We start from the raw sequence: 14,523 nt of genomic DNA on the forward strand, positions 1-14,523 counted from the left end.
ACGCCGCTAGAGGTCGAACTGCCCGGCCATCTGCTGGATCTTGACGATCACGAACTCGGCGGGCTTGACGGGCGCGATGCCGACCACGACGTTCACGACTCCGTTGTCGATGTCCGCCTCCGTCGTGGTGTCCTTGTCGCACTTGACGAAGTACGCCTGGCGCGGAGTGCCGCCCTTGAACGCGCCCTTCTCGAAGAGGGAGTGCAGATAGGCGGAGGCGTTGAGGCGGATCTGCTGCCACAGCTGCTCGTTGTTGGGCTCGAAGACGACCCACTGCAGCCCGCGCAGCAGGCTCTCCTCCACGTGCAGGGCCAGCCGCCGCACGGGGACGTACTTCCACTCGCTGTCCAGCCCGTCGGCGCCCTGCAGCGTACGGGCGCCCCACACCAGCGGGCCGGCCATCGGCAGCGTCCGCAGGCAGTTGATGCCCAGCGGGTTGAGCAGCCCGTTCTCGCGGTCGGTGAGCCTGACCGTCAGGGAGTGCACGCCCGCCAGCCGGGCCTCGGTTCCCGCCGGCGCCTTCCACACCCCGCGCTCACCGTCCGTACGGGCGATGACGCCGGCGACCGCACCGGACGGCGGGAAGGAGCGCAGCCGGCCGGAGAGCGGGTCGGTGAGCTGCAGGTGCGGGAAGTACAGCGCGGAGTGGTTGCCGCGGACCGGGTCGAAGGCGGTGATACCGGCCCGGGCGGCGTCGACGCTGCCCCAGGCGGCGGGCGCGTCGACCAGGAGGAAGATCCGCCGCTCCTTGCAGAGGCGCTCGGCCGCGGAGAGGACGGTGACGATGTCCCCGGTGTCGGGGTACGAGGCCAGCTCGGGCAGCGCGAGCAGGTTGACGTCGTGCACGTCGCGCAGCGCCTGGATGCCGCTCTTGCGGGCCTCGCTGCCGATGATGTCCCGCGGGCCGGGCGGATCGCCGTCCTCGCCGCCGCACAGCGGGAAGACGGGCGGGTTGACGGAGGCCTCCAGGCCGAGGTCGTTGGCGCACTCGCCCAGGAAGCGGACCACGTCGTCGGGGTCGGTCGAACCGGCGACGACCTGGATGCGGCGGCCGAAGGCGGTGACCTCGGCGCCCGCGAAGGCGTGCTTGCCGGGGGCGTCCGGCAGCGCGCGCAGCTTGTGCTCCAGCAGCAGCGCCAGCTCGGTGACGTTGCAGGGCGCCTCGCCGTCGCAGTCCGGGTCGTAGAGCGTGAACTCGCGCTCCACCTCGCCGATCTTGACGGTGAGGTCGACGGCCAGGTCGGGAAGCTCGTGGTGGAAGGCCTTGGAGACGGTGCCGGACGGGTCCGGGCGGCCCTCGCCGACGACCTCGACGCGGATCAGCGCGGACCCGGCGTTGATCACCGTTTCGGCGTAGCGGCCGTGGCCGGAATCCATGGACAGGCCGGAGAAGGACTCGCGGGCGGTGCCGCGGGCGTCCAGGACGTGCAGGTTGAAGGTGTCTTCCGGGGGAGAGGGGTGGCGCGAAGCGCCTCCTGCCGGGGTGGTGGTCGGGCGACGGGCGGGCGTGTCGTGGTCGACGGCCACCCGCAGGCCCGAGCCCCACACGCCCGGCTCCTTGGCGTGCACCTCCAGCACCGGGCACTGACTGTGGCCCTCGGTGGACTCCAGGGTGACGTGGGCTTCCTTGCCGCTGCCGGCCTTGGCGACCCGTACGACCACGGCGACCGTGCCACCGTTGCCGAAGAACTGGTGGACGGCGTAGGCGACCGGGCTCTGCGAGGTCAGCCCGCCGAAGCGGCGCTCGAAGTCGGCGAAGCTGGTGATCCGCACCGGCTGGTTGAGCGGGCCGCGCCGGGTGTGACCGACGAAAGCGGTCACCGAGGTGGTGACGGTGGTGATGCTGCGGATGCTGCTGGGAAGCTCTTCGACATAAACGCCGGGATAGGTCGTATGTGTCGGCATTCCCCCTCCAATCCCTTCAGGCACCAGGTGTGACGACACCAAGAAATCGAGAAAGCTGGGAGGGGTGGTGGGAAGAAGGGGGAGGGGCGGCGGGTACGAAAGAGCCCGCGGCCGCCCGCTGCCCGCGGCCGCGCATCCCCCCGCTACCCATCAAGTTCCCCCGTCTGCACCCGGTGCCGGGCGGTCTGCCGACCGGCCTGCACGGGACCAAGCCCGAAGCTTGTGACTCCTGATGCGTATGTGTGTGTGAGTGCTCAACGCAGTTTCTGCTGTGGGGAGTTGACGGGTCAAGAGACCTTTCAGGACACCGCCTGCGGAGGTGTTGTGACGGTGCGGCGCGGGTTTCTTCGCAAGCGGATCCCCTCGTCCGCGGAACCGGAACCACGTGAGATCGGACGCCCGGGGACGTACCAGGAGGAGCTCTCGAACGCCACCCGAAGCGGAGGTGTACGCCGAGCGGCACCGGAGCCCGCGCCCTACCAGACGGGTCACCGAAAACCGGCCGCCAACATGCGGAAATCCCACGGAGGCGTAACTCGGCCAAAAGATCTGTGACCGTAATCACCGCCAGAGTGTGATCTGCGATTTAGGGCCGCAGGTCCAGCGGCGATAACCTGCGAGACGGACATGCCGCGTATCCGGACACCGTGTACGCCTCCCTCAGTGACAGCGCCGTCACGTTGCCCTTCGCGGCACGCCCATCGCAGACAACGAACCGCGATCACTACGGCGATTCTGAGAAGACAAGGGACGGACGCGCGTGGACCTGTTCGAGTACCAGGCGAGGGACCTCTTCGCCAAGCACGGTGTACCGGTGCTGGCCGGTGAAGTCATCGACACGCCTGAGGCGGCCCGCGAGGCGACCGAGCGGCTGGGCGGCAAGTCCGTCGTCAAGGCGCAGGTGAAGGTCGGCGGCCGCGGCAAGGCCGGTGGCGTGAAGCTCGCCGCCACGCCGCAGGAGGCCGTGGACCGCGCCGGGGACATCCTCGGCATGGACATCAAGGGCCACACGGTCCACAAGGTGATGATCGCGGAGACCGCGCCGGAGATCGCCGAGGAGTACTACGTCTCGTACCTCCTCGACCGCACCAACCGCACCTTCCTGGCCATGGCCTCCGTCGCCGGCGGCATGGACATCGAGGAAGTCGCGGAGAAGACCCCCGAGAAGCTCGCCAAGATCCCGGTGGACGCCAACGAGGGCGTCTCCAAGGAGAAGGCCGCCGAGATCGTCGCCGCCGCGAAGTTCCCGGCCGAGGTCGCCGACCAGGTCGCCGACATCCTCGTCACCCTGTGGAAGACCTTCATCGCCGAGGACGCGCTCCTCGTCGAGGTCAACCCGCTCGCCAAGGTCGCCAGCGGCCAGGTCCTCGCCCTCGACGGCAAGGTCTCCCTCGACGAGAACGCCGAGTTCCGTCAGCCGGAGCACGCGGCCCTGGAGGACAAGGACGCAGCCAACCCGCTCGAGGCTGCGGCCAAGGCCAAGGGCCTGAACTACGTCAAGCTCGACGGCCAGGTCGGCATCATCGGCAACGGCGCGGGTCTCGTCATGAGCACCCTGGACGTCGTCGCCTACGCCGGTGAGAACCACAACAACGTCAAGCCCGCCAACTTCCTCGACATCGGCGGCGGCGCCTCCGCCGAGGTCATGGCGAACGGCCTGGAGATCATCCTCGGCGACCCGGACGTCAAGTCCGTGTTCGTCAACGTCTTCGGCGGCATCACCGCCTGCGACGAGGTCGCCAAGGGCATCGTCCAGGCCCTGGAGCTGCTCAAGTCCAAGGGCGAGGACGTCTCCAAGCCCCTGGTCGTGCGCCTCGACGGCAACAACGCGGAGCTGGGTCGCCAGATCCTGTCGGACGCCAACCACCCGCTGGTCCAGCGCGTGGACACCATGGACGGCGCGGCCGACAAGGCCGCCGAGCTGGCTGCGAAGTAAGGGACGAGGACACTTAAACCATGGCTATCTTCCTCACCAAGGAAAGCAAGGTCATCGTCCAGGGCATGACCGGTGCCACTGGCATGAAGCACACCAAGCTGATGCTCGGTGACGGCACCAACATCGTCGGTGGCGTCAACCCGCGCAAGGCCGGCACCTCCGTCGACTTCGACGGCACCGAGGTCCCGGTCTTCGGCTCGGTCAAGGAAGCGATGGAGAAGACGGGCGCCGACGTCTCCGTCCTCTTCGTGCCGCCGGCCTTCGCCAAGGCCGCCGTCGTCGAGGCGATCGACGCCGAGATCCCGCTGGCCGTCGTGATCACCGAGGGCATCGCGGTCCACGACTCCGCCGCCTTCTGGGCGTACGCGAAGTCCAAGGGCAACAAGACCCGCATCATCGGCCCGAACTGCCCCGGCCTGATCACCCCCGGCCAGTCCAACGCCGGCATCATCCCGGGCGACATCACCAAGCCCGGCCGCATCGGTCTCGTGTCCAAGTCCGGCACGCTGACCTACCAGATGATGTACGAGCTGCGCGACATCGGCTTCTCCTCGGCCGTCGGCATCGGTGGCGACCCGGTCATCGGCACCACCCACATCGACGCGCTCGCCGCGTTCGAGGCCGACCCCGACACCGACCTGATCGTGATGATCGGCGAGATCGGCGGCGACGCCGAGGAGCGGGCCGCCGACTTCATCAAGGCCAACGTCACCAAGCCGGTCGTCGGCTACGTCGCGGGCTTCACCGCGCCCGAGGGCAAGACCATGGGCCACGCCGGCGCCATCGTCTCCGGCTCCTCCGGCACCGCCCAGGCGAAGAAGGAGGCCCTGGAGGCCGCCGGCGTCAAGGTCGGCAAGACCCCGTCGGAGACCGCCCGTCTGGCCCGCGAGATCCTCGTCGGCTGACCCGCGCCTCCCGTCGCACCGCCGGACCCGTCCTGCGGCGCAGTGCACACGGACACGGGCCCGTACCCCTGGTGGGTACGGGCCCGTGCCCGTTCCGGCCTCACCGGGCCTCGGGGGTCAGGCGCGCCTCCCGGGCCGTGACCGCGGGGGACTTGGTGGTCCCCGGCCGCCGGTCGTGCGGCGGGGCGTAGTGGTCCGGCGCGGCGATCCCCACGAACAGGGTGAGCAGCGCGAACAGCCCGGTCAGCGCGAGCGCCGCCCGGGTGGTGCGGCGGGCGCTGCACTCGCCGCCGGCCCGTGCGCGCCGCGCGGCCGCAGCCGGGGCCGCCTCCTGATCGGCCACCACCCCGGCCTCCTTCGCCATCAGCCCGGCGAGCCGGGGCCGCAGGACCTCGCCGGGCCAGTCCTGCTCCACCGTCGGCCGCCCCGCCGGCACCAGCTCCGGCAGCCGTGCGGCGACCCGCCGGCGGGCCTGCGTCAGCCGCCCGGCCGCGGCCGCGGCACTCGCCTCGGTCTCGGCCGCGGTCTCGTCCAGCCCGAGCCCGACCCCGTCGTGCAGCAGCAGCGTTCGCCGGTGGACGGCGGGCAGGTCCAGCACCGCTTCCAGGAGCGCACGGTCCGCGGCCGGGACGGCCCCGGGGAGCCGCTGCGGTTTCCCTGCCGTGCGCAGCCAGGGGACCAGCCGGTGCCACGGCGTCAGCGCGTACTCGTACACCGCCGCCCGCACCCACCCCGCCGGATCCGGGTCCACCGCGACCGCCGGCCATCGCTGCCAGGCGAGCTGGAAGCCCCGCTCCACGGCCCGCCGCGCGAGCGCGGGCCGTCCGGTGAGCAGATACGCCTGCCGGGCCAGCGCCGCGGCGTGGCGGATGTGGAGGTCGTCGAAGGCGGAGGCGGCCGGGGTCTGCTCGCGCGGAGTCGTGGACGGCGGAGTCATGGACAGCAGTGTGGAAAGCCGCGTCGACGGATCCGCACCGACACACGCGACATGCGCGACACGTCGATCATTTGCCCAGTACAGGGATGAAACGGGTGTTGTTGGCAGCATGACCGCGTGAGCCAGTTGACCGACCGGGGCACCACGTTGTCCTCGCAAGGCCGGATCGCCGCCCAGCGGTCCTCCGCGATCGGCGCCGCCTTCCTCGGCGGGGTGACGGCCGCCGGTCTCGGCCTCGGCGCGCTCGCGGTCGCCGTACTGCTGCTGTGGGTCGCCTCGCCCTACCCCGGCAGCGACCCCTCCAGGGCGCTCCACCTCGCCGCCGACCTGTGGCTGCTGGCGCAGGGCGGCGACCTGGTGCGCACCGCGACGCAGTCCGCCACGCCCGCCCCGGTCGCCGTGACCCCGCTGCTGCTCGCCGTACTCCCGGTCTGCCTGCTCCACCGCGCCGCCCGCCACACCCTGGCGACCGCCGCCGGCCACACCGGGCCGCCCGCGGTCGGCGGCGCCACGGGATCCGGCGGCGTCGGCCTCGCCCTACCGGCCGGGCCGCGCCCCCTGCTCGGCGCGCTGCTCACCGGCTATCTGCTGGTCGCGGGCGCCGTACTGCTCTACGCCTCGACCGGCGGGCTGGTCGCCGAGCCGCTCAGCGTCCTGCTGTGCGTACCGGCCTTCACCGTCGCCACCCTGGCCGGCACCGCCTGGTCCCTCCTCGGGCCCGCCGGCGCCGATCTGCTGCCCGACCGGGTCCGGCGGACCTGGGGCAAGGTGCCCGACCGCCTGCGGGCCGTGCTCCGCGGCCCCCGCTTCGCCGCCGCCCGCCGGGCCGCCGCCACCGCGGCCGTCGCCCTGCTCGCCGCCGGCGCGCTGCTCACCCTCCTCGTCCTCGGCCTGCACGCGGGACAGGTGTACCGGGATCTGGTGCAGCTGGCGCCGGACTGGCAGAGCCGCGCCACGGTGCTGCTGCTGTGCCTCTTCCTCCTCCCGAACGCGGCCGTCTGGGGCGCCGCGTACGGCCTGGGCCCCGGCTTCACGCTCGGCGCGGGCAGCACGATCGGGCCGCTGGGCGCCACGGCACACCCGGCGCTGCCGCTCCTCGGCGGCCTCTCGGCCCCCGGCCCGGGTACCCCGCTGACCTGGGCGGCGGCCGTGGTCCCGGTGGTCGCCGGCGTGCTGCTGGCCCGCCATGTGGCCCGCGCGGCGGTGTCACCCGCGCCCTCGGTGGTGGGCGACCCGTGCTCCGCCGGCCCCGGCGGCCCCTGGTCGTGGTGGGCGACGGCCTGCGCGGCGGCCCTGGCGGCCGGTGTCTGCGGTGCCCTCATGGCGGCGCTCGCGGCCCTGGCCGGGGGCGCGCTGGGCACCGGCGCGCTCGCCGACTTCGGCCCGAGCTGGTGGCGCACGGGCCTGGCGGCGGCGGGCTGGACGGCGCTGATCGGGGTCCCGGGCGCGGTCGGGCTACGGGTCTGGTGGCTACGCGGACCGCTGGGGGCGGAGCACGAGGCGGCGTCCGGGGACGCGGGCGGCGCGGCATCCGAGGCCGATGCGCCAGAGGAGACCGGGGTGGCGAAACCGGCGGCACGGGAGTGCGAGGTGGCGTCCGGCGCCGAGCCGGATGCCGACCGGTGACCCCTACTCCTGCACGCTCAGCAGCGGGCGCAACTCCTTCGGCAGCAGGTTCTCGCAGGACTTGCCGGCGGACTGGGTCAGTGCGTCGTTCACGCAGGTGAAGTAGTCGCGGTAGACGATCTGCACGGTGAACGTCGCGGCCACCATCATCAGTGCCAGTGAGGCGGTCACCAGCCCCGCGATCGCCGCGGTGGTCTGCGGCCGGGTGGAGCCGGGCGCGGGCGGGGCGGCGGGGTGCTGCCCGGCGTCGGTGGCGGTGGTGGCAGGAGGCGGGGTCCCCTCCATGGCGGCGGTGGTCGCCGCGGCGGCCGCCTTTGCCGGATCGGGCTTGGCGCGCAGTGAGCTGACGCCCCAGTACAGCGCCAGCGCGGCCAGCAGCAGGGAGACCTCCGGCAGGCTGAAGAGCACGAAGAAGAACGACCACATACCGGCCAGCAGCGCGTAGCGGGCGCGGCGCTGGGCCGGGTCGGTGGGGTCCCAGCGCAGATTGCCGGGGCCGCCGGGGCCACCGGGGCCGCCCTGCTGTCCGTTGCGGCCGCCCGGTCGGGAGCCGAATCCGCCGCTCTGCCGGCCCGGCTGCCGGGGGCTCCACTGGCTGCCCCACCCGGGAGTCGGCTCGTCCTGCTGCGGCTGCTGCTCGCCGTCCCCGCCGCCGTTGCCCGAGGACCGGTCGTCGGCGTCCGGGGCCGGGTGGCGCGGTCGCCACTCCTGGTCGGGGGCGTCGGCCGGCGGTGGTGCGAAGGGGTTGTCGTCGCGGTCGGGGCCCGGAGCGCCCGCGGATCCCGGGGAGGCGGACTGCGAGGACGACGGCTTGCGCTCGCGCAGCAGCACCACCCCTGGGGCGGTGGCGGGCAGAGGGAGCAGGAGGGCCGCGCGGCGGCGTCGGTCCGTCATCTGGAGTGCGTCTTCCCCTTGTCTCGTTCCGTACGCGGGCCAAGTGACCGGCGGCCGGTTACCACGAACTGCATGCAGTCTTACGCCCGACGCTACCTTCCGTCCCCGCCCCCGTCCCGCGGGGGCCGCTCGGTGTGCCGGTATCGTTGCTGACGGTCGGCGCCTTCGTAGGGTTCCCTGGATTTGCGGTACCCGCGGCCTTGTACGACCACACAAAGCCTGTGAGCTCCACGCACGCGAGATCGGAAAAGAGCCCCGCCGTGGCTTCGTCCCCAGCCCCCGCCCAGCCCGACCAGCCCCGTTCCGGCGACTCCGTTCGCGCAGGGGGGACCCCTCTCGGCCGTCCGGCCCGCATCGTCGTCCTGGTCTCCGGTTCCGGTACGAACCTGCAGGCGCTGCTGGACGCCGTCGCCGAGCAGGGCCCGGACGCCTACGGCGCGCAGATCGTGGCCGTCGGTGCCGACCGCGGCGCCATCGTGGGCCTGGAGCGGGCCGAGTCCGCCCGGCTGCCGACGTTCATCTGCCGGGTCAAGGACTACGGCACCCGCGCCGAGTGGGATGCGGCGCTGGCCGAGGCGACCGCCGCGTACGAGCCGGACCTGGTGGTCTCGGCCGGCTTCATGAAGATCCTGGGCAAGGAGTTCCTGGCCCGGTTCGGGGGCCGGACCGTCAACACCCACCCGGCGCTGCTGCCGAGCTTTCCCGGTGCCCACGGCGTACGCGATGCCCTCGCGTACGGCGCGAAGGTCACCGGATGCACCGTCCACTTCGTCGACGACGGCGTCGACACCGGCCCGATCATCGCCCAGGGCGCGGTCGAGGTCCGGGACGAGGACGACGAATCCGCGCTGCATGAGCGCATCAAGGAAGTCGAGCGATCGCTGCTCGTCGAGGTCGTGGGGCGTCTGGCCCGGCACGGCTACCGCATTGAGGGACGAAAGGTACGTATCTCGTGACCGCCACCGAAGGCACCCAGCGGCCCATCCGCCGCGCACTGGTCAGCGTCTATGACAAGTCCGGGCTGGAAGAGCTGGCGCAGGGGCTGCACGAGGCGGGCGTCCAGCTCGTCTCGACCGGGTCGACGGCCGCGAAGATCGCCGCGGCCGGGGTTCCGGTCACCAAGGTCGAGGAGCTGACCGGCTTCCCCGAGTGCCTCGACGGCCGGGTCAAGACCCTGCACCCCAAGGTGCACGCCGGCATCCTCGCCGACCTGCGGCTGCCCGACCACCAGCAGCAGCTGGCCGAACTCGGCGTGGAGCCGTTCGACCTGGTCGTGGTGAACCTCTACCCGTTCAAGGAGACCGTCGCCTCGGGCGCCACCGCCGACGAGTGCGTCGAGCAGATCGACATCGGCGGTCCGTCGATGGTCCGCGCCGCCGCCAAGAACCACCCCTCCGTCGCGGTCGTCACGGACCCGGCCGCGTACGCCGCGGTCCTCCAGGCGGTCAAGGAGGGCGGCTTCACGCTGGGGGTGCGCAAGCGGTTCGCCGCGGCGGCGTTCCGCCACACCGCCGCCTACGACGTCGCCGTGGCCTCCTGGTTCGCCGAGGACTACGCGGCCGCCGACGAGTCGGGCCTGCCCGCCTTCCTCGGCGCCACCTACGAGCGCAAGAACGTGCTGCGCTACGGCGAGAACCCGCACCAGAGCGCCGCGCTGTACGTCAACGGCGAGGGCGGCCTCGCCGAGGCGGAGCAGCTGCACGGCAAGGAGATGTCGTACAACAACTACACGGACACGGACGCCGCGCGCCGTGCCGCGTACGACCACACCGAGCCCTGCGTCGCCATCATCAAGCACGCCAACCCCTGCGGCATCGCGGTCGGTGCGGATGTCGCCGAGGCGCACCGCAAGGCGCACGCCTGCGACCCGCTGTCCGCGTTCGGCGGCGTGATCGCCGTCAACCGCCCGGTGTCCGTGGCGATGGCCGAGCAGGTCGCGGAGATCTTCACCGAGGTCATCGTGGCGCCCGACTACGAGGACGGCGCGGTCGAGATCCTTGCCCGCAAGAAGAACATCCGGGTGCTGCGCGCCCCGGGAGCGCCGGCCAACCCCGTCGAGGTCAAGACCGTCGACGGCGGGGCGCTCCTGCAGGTCACCGACCGGCTGCAGGCCGAGGGCGACGACCCGGCGAACTGGACGCTCGCCACCGGCGAGGCGCTGTCCGCCGGCGAACTGGCCGAGCTGGCCTTCGCCTGGAAGGCGTGCCGCGCGGTGAAGTCCAACGCGATCCTGCTCGCCAAGGACGGCGCCTCGGTCGGCGTCGGCATGGGCCAGGTCAACCGCGTCGACTCCGCGAAGCTCGCCGTGGAGCGCGCGGGCGAGGAGCGGGCCCGCGGCTCCTACGCCGCCTCGGACGCGTTCTTCCCGTTCCCGGACGGCCTGGAGATCCTGACCGCCGCGGGCGTCAAGGCCGTGGTGCAGCCGGGCGGTTCGGTCCGTGACGAGCTGGTCGTCGAGGCCGCGCGGAAGGCCGGCGTGACGATGTACTTCACGGGGACGCGGCACTTCTTCCACTGATCCGCCGCCGTCCTGAAGACGGCGCGAGGCCCGCACCGGGTGTGTCCGGTGCGGGCCTTCGTGGTGCGGGGCGCGCGCGGTGTCAGTAACGCGGCCGGTTGAACCAGGCGTTGCCGTCGTCCTTGGAGACGAAGACCAGCACCAGGATGCCCAGGACCGTGTGGACCAGGCCGATGGGGAAGGTGAACAGGCTCAGCATGATGTTGGCGATGCCGAAGATGATGGTGCCGACGCGGACGCCCTTGCCGCCGTTGGCGAACTGAACGGCCAGCGTGATGGCGGCCGCGCTGAAGACCACGATGATCACGATGACGGCGATCAGCAGGCCCTTGCCGATGTTCATGGCCATGATGTCGTCCTCACCGGCGTACGGCGAGGCGTTGTGCGAGGCCTTGCTGACGCCGCCGAGCCCCATCACGGCGAGGACCAGGCCGATGAGGTTCAGGCCGGCGAGCACGAACAGCATCACCCGGGCGGCCTTGACCCCGCCGGGCATCACCGTCGGGTACGGCTGCTGCATCCCGGGCACGGGGCCGCCCGGGTACGGGCCGTAGGGCGACGGCGGCTGCTGCTGGGGGTAGCCGTAGCCGGGCTGCTGACCCGGCCCGTAGCCGGGCTGCTGGCCCGGCGGCGGACCGTAGGGGTTCTGATTGGGGTAACTCACGAGCAGTGTCCTTCAAGCGAGTTGGACGGAGCGGTGAAGGCCCCGACGCGCAGTTGCGAGGGGGCCTTCGACGAGTGGCGCTATGGGCCGGGGATCTCTCCCCGACGCCTTACTGGGACTTGACGACCACCGTGCCGGCGATCTTGTCCGCGAACGTCTGGGACTTCTCGTCCCACAGCGGCCACAGGTAGCCGATGTAGCAGATCCCGTCGAGGAAGTGGCACAGCTTGCGCACGAAGGCCATACCGAAGCCGATCGGCTGGCCGGTCGCCTCCTTGACCAGGCGGATCTTCAGGGCCTTCTTGCCCGGGGTCTGGCCCGTGGCGCCCTCCTTGACCAGGATGAAGATCCCGCCGGCGAAGGCGATCAGACCGGCGAGCACGATCATGATGATCGAGCCGACCGGCATGACGCTGGCCGAGTCGTAGGCGTCACTGATGCACTGGTAGTCGCCGGGCGGGCAGGTGGAGGTGTCCACGCTCACCGACGAGCTGCTGGCGATGATCACGGCGATGATGTAGAGGATGCCCGGGAGAGCACCCACGATCAGGCCGTCGATCAGGTACGCGCCGACCCGCGCGCCCCAGCTCGCGTAGCCCGTCGGCATCCCCGGCATGCCGGGCTGGCCGTAGGGGGCCGCCTGCTGCGGGTAGGCGCCGTAGGGCTGCTGCGGCGCGGCCGGCTGCTGGGGGTAGCCGTACGGCTGCTGCGGCGCGGCCGGCTGCTGCTGCGGGTAGCCGTAGCCGGGTCCGCCCTGCGGGGGGACCGGCGGCTGCTGCCCGTAGGGCGCCTGCGGGGCCTGCGGCTGCTGGCCGTACGGGTTGTTCGGGTCACCAAAGCTCATCTGCTGTTTTCCTCCGTTGTGTCAGTGGGGGACGACGCGGCGTGACTCGGAGGAAAAACAGGTTGCACTGGCCACCCCCCGACGAAGCCTGCGGCACTGCGCGTCAATCCTTCTAGTTGCGCATTCACTCTGTCCAGTCAAGAGCCCCAGCTGTTGTGCAAGTGCAATGATCAATTCCGGCCAGCGGCGTCCCGCGTGCCCTGATTGGAACGTGGCCGCCCTCATCCGGGAGGATGGAGGCATGACTGCCCAGATTCTGGATGGCAAGGCCACCGCAGCCGCTATCAAGTCCGAGCTCGCCACCCGCGTCGAGGCGCTGAAGGCCAAGGGCGTGCAGCCCGGCCTCGGCACTCTCCTGGTCGGCGACGACCCGGGCAGCCGCTGGTACGTCAACGGCAAGCACCGCGACTGCGCGCAGGTCGGCATCGCCTCGATCCAGCGCGAACTGCCCGCGACCGCCACCCAGGAGGAGATCGAGGCGGTCGTCCGGGAGCTGAACGAGGACCCGGCCTGCACCGGCTACATCGTCCAACTCCCGCTCCCCAAGGGCATCGACGCCAACCGGGTCCTGGAGCTGATGGATCCGGCCAAGGACGCCGACGGGCTGCACCCGATGAGCCTGGGCAGGCTGGTGCTGGGCATCGAGGGGCCGCTGCCGTGCACCCCGTACGGCATCGTCCAGCTGCTGCGCCGGCACGACGTCGAGATCAAGGGCGCGCATGTGGTGGTCGTCGGCCGCGGCATCACGATCGGCCGCCCGATGCCGCTGGTGCTGACCCGCAAGTCGGAGAACGCCACGGTCACCCAGTGCCACACCGGCACCCGCGACCTGTCTGCGCACCTGCGGCAGGCCGACATCATCGTCGCCGCGGCGGGTGTGCCGCACATCATCAAGCCCGAGGACGTCAAGCCCGGCGCGGCGGTGCTGGACGTCGGCGTCAGCCGGGACGAGAACGGCAAGATCGTCGGCGATGTGCACCCGGGTGTCGCCGAGGTGGCCGGCTGGGTCGCCCCCAACCCGGGCGGCGTCGGCCCGATGACCCGCGCCCAGCTGCTGGTCAACGTCGTCGAGGCCGCCGAGCGCGCGGCCGGCTGAGCCCGCGCCCCGGATCTGCGATCCTGTCCTTGACAGGCCAGACGGCCCACGCCATCGAACCAGCCACCGGAAAGGGACTGTCAGCCATGGCTGCCGAAGCGCATTCGGACGGAGCCTCCGAGCCGCAGCGCACCTCGCGCCGCTTTCCGTCGCTGACCCGCGACACGGCCCGCCCCGAAGGCGGCGGCCGGGCCGCGCCGGGCGACTACCCCGCACCGGCCCGCCAGTGGCCGCTGCTCGCGGTGATGGGCGGTGTCGCGGTGGGGCTGCTGCTCGTCGCGCTCGACGCGTTCCGGGTCGGGTCGCTGGTGATCGGCCTCGCGCTCCTGGCGGGCGCGGTGCTGCGGTGGGCGCTGCCCTCGGTGGGCATGCTGGCCGTCCGCTCCCGCTTCACGGACATGGCGACGTACGGGGTGCTCGGCTTCGTGATCGTGGTGCTGGCGATGATGGTCCAGCCCAAGCCGTGGATCCACATCCCGTTGCTGGACGACATCGTGCACTTCACCGTGCGCTAGCGGCGCCCCCCCGGAGAGGCACCCCTCGGGCAGACCCTCCGGCACGTACGACGGCGGCCCGCCCTCTCCCCCGTGGGAGGGCGGGCCGCCGCATTTCAGGTCCGGCTCAGTACCACCTGCAGGTCCGGCTCAGCACCACTTGTTCGAGTAGATGGTCATGAGGTTGGCGCCGATGTACGCCCAGCCCGTGCCGCGGTTCAGCTTCGCGTGCCCGCCGCGGTAGTTGGGCTTCTCGTAGACCGTCACATTGCACTGGGCGCCGTTGTTGTACGCCGACAGCGGGTAGTTGAAGGCGCCGCCGTAGCGGCGCAGGTCGCGGTTGTTCTGCGCGACCTTCTTGGGCGTCCCCTTGTAGTTCGCCTTGGGGTAGACGCACAGGTAGCCGCGGGGGCAGTTGGACGGCGCGCGCTGGGCGGTGACCGAGCCCCGCTCGGCCTTCGCGGGGGCGCCGGCCGCGCCGGCGGCCGGCGCCAGCGCCAGGCCTCCGGTGACGGCCGCGGCGGCCGCGGTGAGCGCAAGGCGCCTGCGAGCGTTCATATGTGGAATTCCTCCCCGTTGTGTGGTGGCGGCGCGGGGTGGACCGCGCCGCCCTGTGGTGCGCCACTGACTGTGCGCCCCCGTGTGCGTCGACGGCCACACGGAGCGCGGTGCTGGGGAGCTGGTGGGACGTCCCAGCCTCTGAC

At 71.9% G+C, this 14,523-nt stretch carries 13 protein-coding genes; 7 read left to right on the top strand and 6 right to left on the bottom strand.

Annotation, left to right across the window (positions count from 1 at the left end; genetic code table 11):
* Positions 1-6 precede the first annotated feature (6 nt).
* Positions 7-1,905 carry a phage tail sheath family protein gene (locus ACFWZH_RS04625; protein WP_384425303.1) on the bottom strand — a complete coding sequence of 633 codons (1,899 nt, stop codon included), beginning with the start codon at positions 1,903-1,905 and terminating at the stop codon, positions 7-9.
* 760 nt (positions 1,906-2,665) lie between these two features.
* On the opposite strand from ACFWZH_RS04625, the gene sucC reads away from it, so the two are divergent.
* A complete protein-coding gene (gene sucC, locus ACFWZH_RS04630; RefSeq protein ID WP_384425306.1) occupies positions 2,666-3,841 on the top strand; it encodes an ADP-forming succinate--CoA ligase subunit beta in 1,176 nt (391 codons plus the stop codon).
* A 20-nt stretch (positions 3,842-3,861) separates the two neighbouring features.
* Positions 3,862-4,746 (top strand): succinate--CoA ligase subunit alpha, encoded by an 885-nt coding sequence (gene sucD / locus ACFWZH_RS04635; RefSeq protein WP_069572393.1) that lies wholly within the window; start codon positions 3,862-3,864, stop codon positions 4,744-4,746.
* A gap of 100 nt (positions 4,747-4,846) precedes the next feature.
* Here sucD and ACFWZH_RS04640 read toward each other — a convergent pair whose 3' ends face one another.
* A complete protein-coding gene (locus ACFWZH_RS04640; RefSeq protein ID WP_384425310.1) occupies positions 4,847-5,683 on the bottom strand; it encodes a hypothetical protein in 837 nt (278 codons plus the stop codon).
* Positions 5,684-5,800: 117 nt separating this feature from the next.
* Between ACFWZH_RS04640 and ACFWZH_RS04645 the strand changes: the two genes are divergently transcribed.
* On the top strand, positions 5,801-7,309 hold the full coding sequence (locus ACFWZH_RS04645; RefSeq protein ID WP_384425313.1) for a DUF6350 family protein: 1,509 nt from the start codon (positions 5,801-5,803) through the stop codon (positions 7,307-7,309).
* 3 nt (positions 7,310-7,312) lie between these two features.
* Here the strand turns inward: ACFWZH_RS04645 and ACFWZH_RS04650 are convergent, their stop codons facing one another.
* Positions 7,313-8,203: a hypothetical protein gene (locus ACFWZH_RS04650; RefSeq protein ID WP_384425316.1), complete on the bottom strand. Its 891-nt coding sequence runs from the start codon at positions 8,201-8,203 to the stop codon at positions 7,313-7,315.
* Between the two features lie 260 nt (positions 8,204-8,463).
* Between ACFWZH_RS04650 and purN the strand changes: the two genes are divergently transcribed.
* Complete coding sequence (gene purN, locus ACFWZH_RS04655) at positions 8,464-9,159, top strand: phosphoribosylglycinamide formyltransferase (RefSeq protein ID WP_384425318.1); 696 nt, start codon at positions 8,464-8,466, stop codon at positions 9,157-9,159.
* Positions 9,156-10,721 (top strand): bifunctional phosphoribosylaminoimidazolecarboxamide formyltransferase/IMP cyclohydrolase, encoded by a 1,566-nt coding sequence (purH, locus tag ACFWZH_RS04660; RefSeq protein WP_384425321.1) that lies wholly within the window; start codon positions 9,156-9,158, stop codon positions 10,719-10,721. The genes purN and purH overlap by 4 nt, the downstream gene beginning before the upstream one ends.
* A gap of 82 nt (positions 10,722-10,803) precedes the next feature.
* On the opposite strand, the gene ACFWZH_RS04665 is transcribed toward purH, so the two are convergent.
* Together ACFWZH_RS04665 and ACFWZH_RS04670 are read right to left on the bottom strand one after the other, a co-directional pair.
* The gene (locus ACFWZH_RS04665; RefSeq protein ID WP_384425324.1) at positions 10,804-11,385 is read right to left on the bottom strand and encodes a hypothetical protein; all 582 of its coding nucleotides are present in this window, start codon (positions 11,383-11,385) and stop codon (positions 10,804-10,806) included.
* A gap of 109 nt (positions 11,386-11,494) precedes the next feature.
* On the bottom strand, positions 11,495-12,229 hold the full coding sequence (locus tag ACFWZH_RS04670; protein WP_384425327.1) for an RDD family protein: 735 nt from the start codon (positions 12,227-12,229) through the stop codon (positions 11,495-11,497).
* A gap of 241 nt (positions 12,230-12,470) precedes the next feature.
* Here ACFWZH_RS04670 and ACFWZH_RS04675 point away from each other — a divergent pair, with 241 nt between their 5' ends.
* Complete coding sequence (locus ACFWZH_RS04675; RefSeq protein ID WP_384425330.1) at positions 12,471-13,325, top strand: bifunctional methylenetetrahydrofolate dehydrogenase/methenyltetrahydrofolate cyclohydrolase; 855 nt, start codon at positions 12,471-12,473, stop codon at positions 13,323-13,325.
* An 86-nt stretch (positions 13,326-13,411) separates the two neighbouring features.
* Entirely contained in the window at positions 13,412-13,840 is a 429-nt protein-coding gene (locus tag ACFWZH_RS04680) for a DUF3017 domain-containing protein (protein ID WP_384425333.1), read from the top strand.
* Between the two features lie 129 nt (positions 13,841-13,969).
* On the opposite strand, the gene ACFWZH_RS04685 is transcribed toward ACFWZH_RS04680, so the two are convergent.
* The gene (locus ACFWZH_RS04685; RefSeq protein ID WP_384425336.1) at positions 13,970-14,377 is read right to left on the bottom strand and encodes a peptidase inhibitor family I36 protein; all 408 of its coding nucleotides are present in this window, start codon (positions 14,375-14,377) and stop codon (positions 13,970-13,972) included.
* Between the last annotated feature and the right edge of the window lie 146 nt (positions 14,378-14,523).

The sequence above is a fragment of the Streptomyces sp. NPDC059008 genome, assembly GCF_042749045.1.
GTDB lineage: Bacteria > Actinomycetota > Actinomycetes > Streptomycetales > Streptomycetaceae > Streptomyces.

What these genes read in the sequence shown, in the direction of transcription:
- ACFWZH_RS04625 (WP_384425303.1), bottom strand. Translation starts at nt 1,905, where the DNA reads ATGCCGACACATACGACCTATCCCGGCGTTTATGTCGAAGAGCTTCCC.
- sucD (WP_069572393.1), top strand. Translation starts at nt 3,862, where the DNA reads ATGGCTATCTTCCTCACCAAGGAAAGCAAGGTCATCGTCCAGGGCATG.
- ACFWZH_RS04640 (WP_384425310.1), bottom strand. Translation starts at nt 5,683, where the DNA reads ATGACTCCGCCGTCCACGACTCCGCGCGAGCAGACCCCGGCCGCCTCC.
- ACFWZH_RS04650 (WP_384425316.1), bottom strand. Translation starts at nt 8,203, where the DNA reads ATGACGGACCGACGCCGCCGCGCGGCCCTCCTGCTCCCTCTGCCCGCC.
- ACFWZH_RS04670 (WP_384425327.1), bottom strand. Translation starts at nt 12,229, where the DNA reads ATGAGCTTTGGTGACCCGAACAACCCGTACGGCCAGCAGCCGCAGGCC.
- ACFWZH_RS04675 (WP_384425330.1), top strand. Translation starts at nt 12,471, where the DNA reads ATGACTGCCCAGATTCTGGATGGCAAGGCCACCGCAGCCGCTATCAAG.
- ACFWZH_RS04680 (WP_384425333.1), top strand. Translation starts at nt 13,412, where the DNA reads ATGGCTGCCGAAGCGCATTCGGACGGAGCCTCCGAGCCGCAGCGCACC.
- ACFWZH_RS04685 (WP_384425336.1), bottom strand. Translation starts at nt 14,377, where the DNA reads ATGAACGCTCGCAGGCGCCTTGCGCTCACCGCGGCCGCCGCGGCCGTC.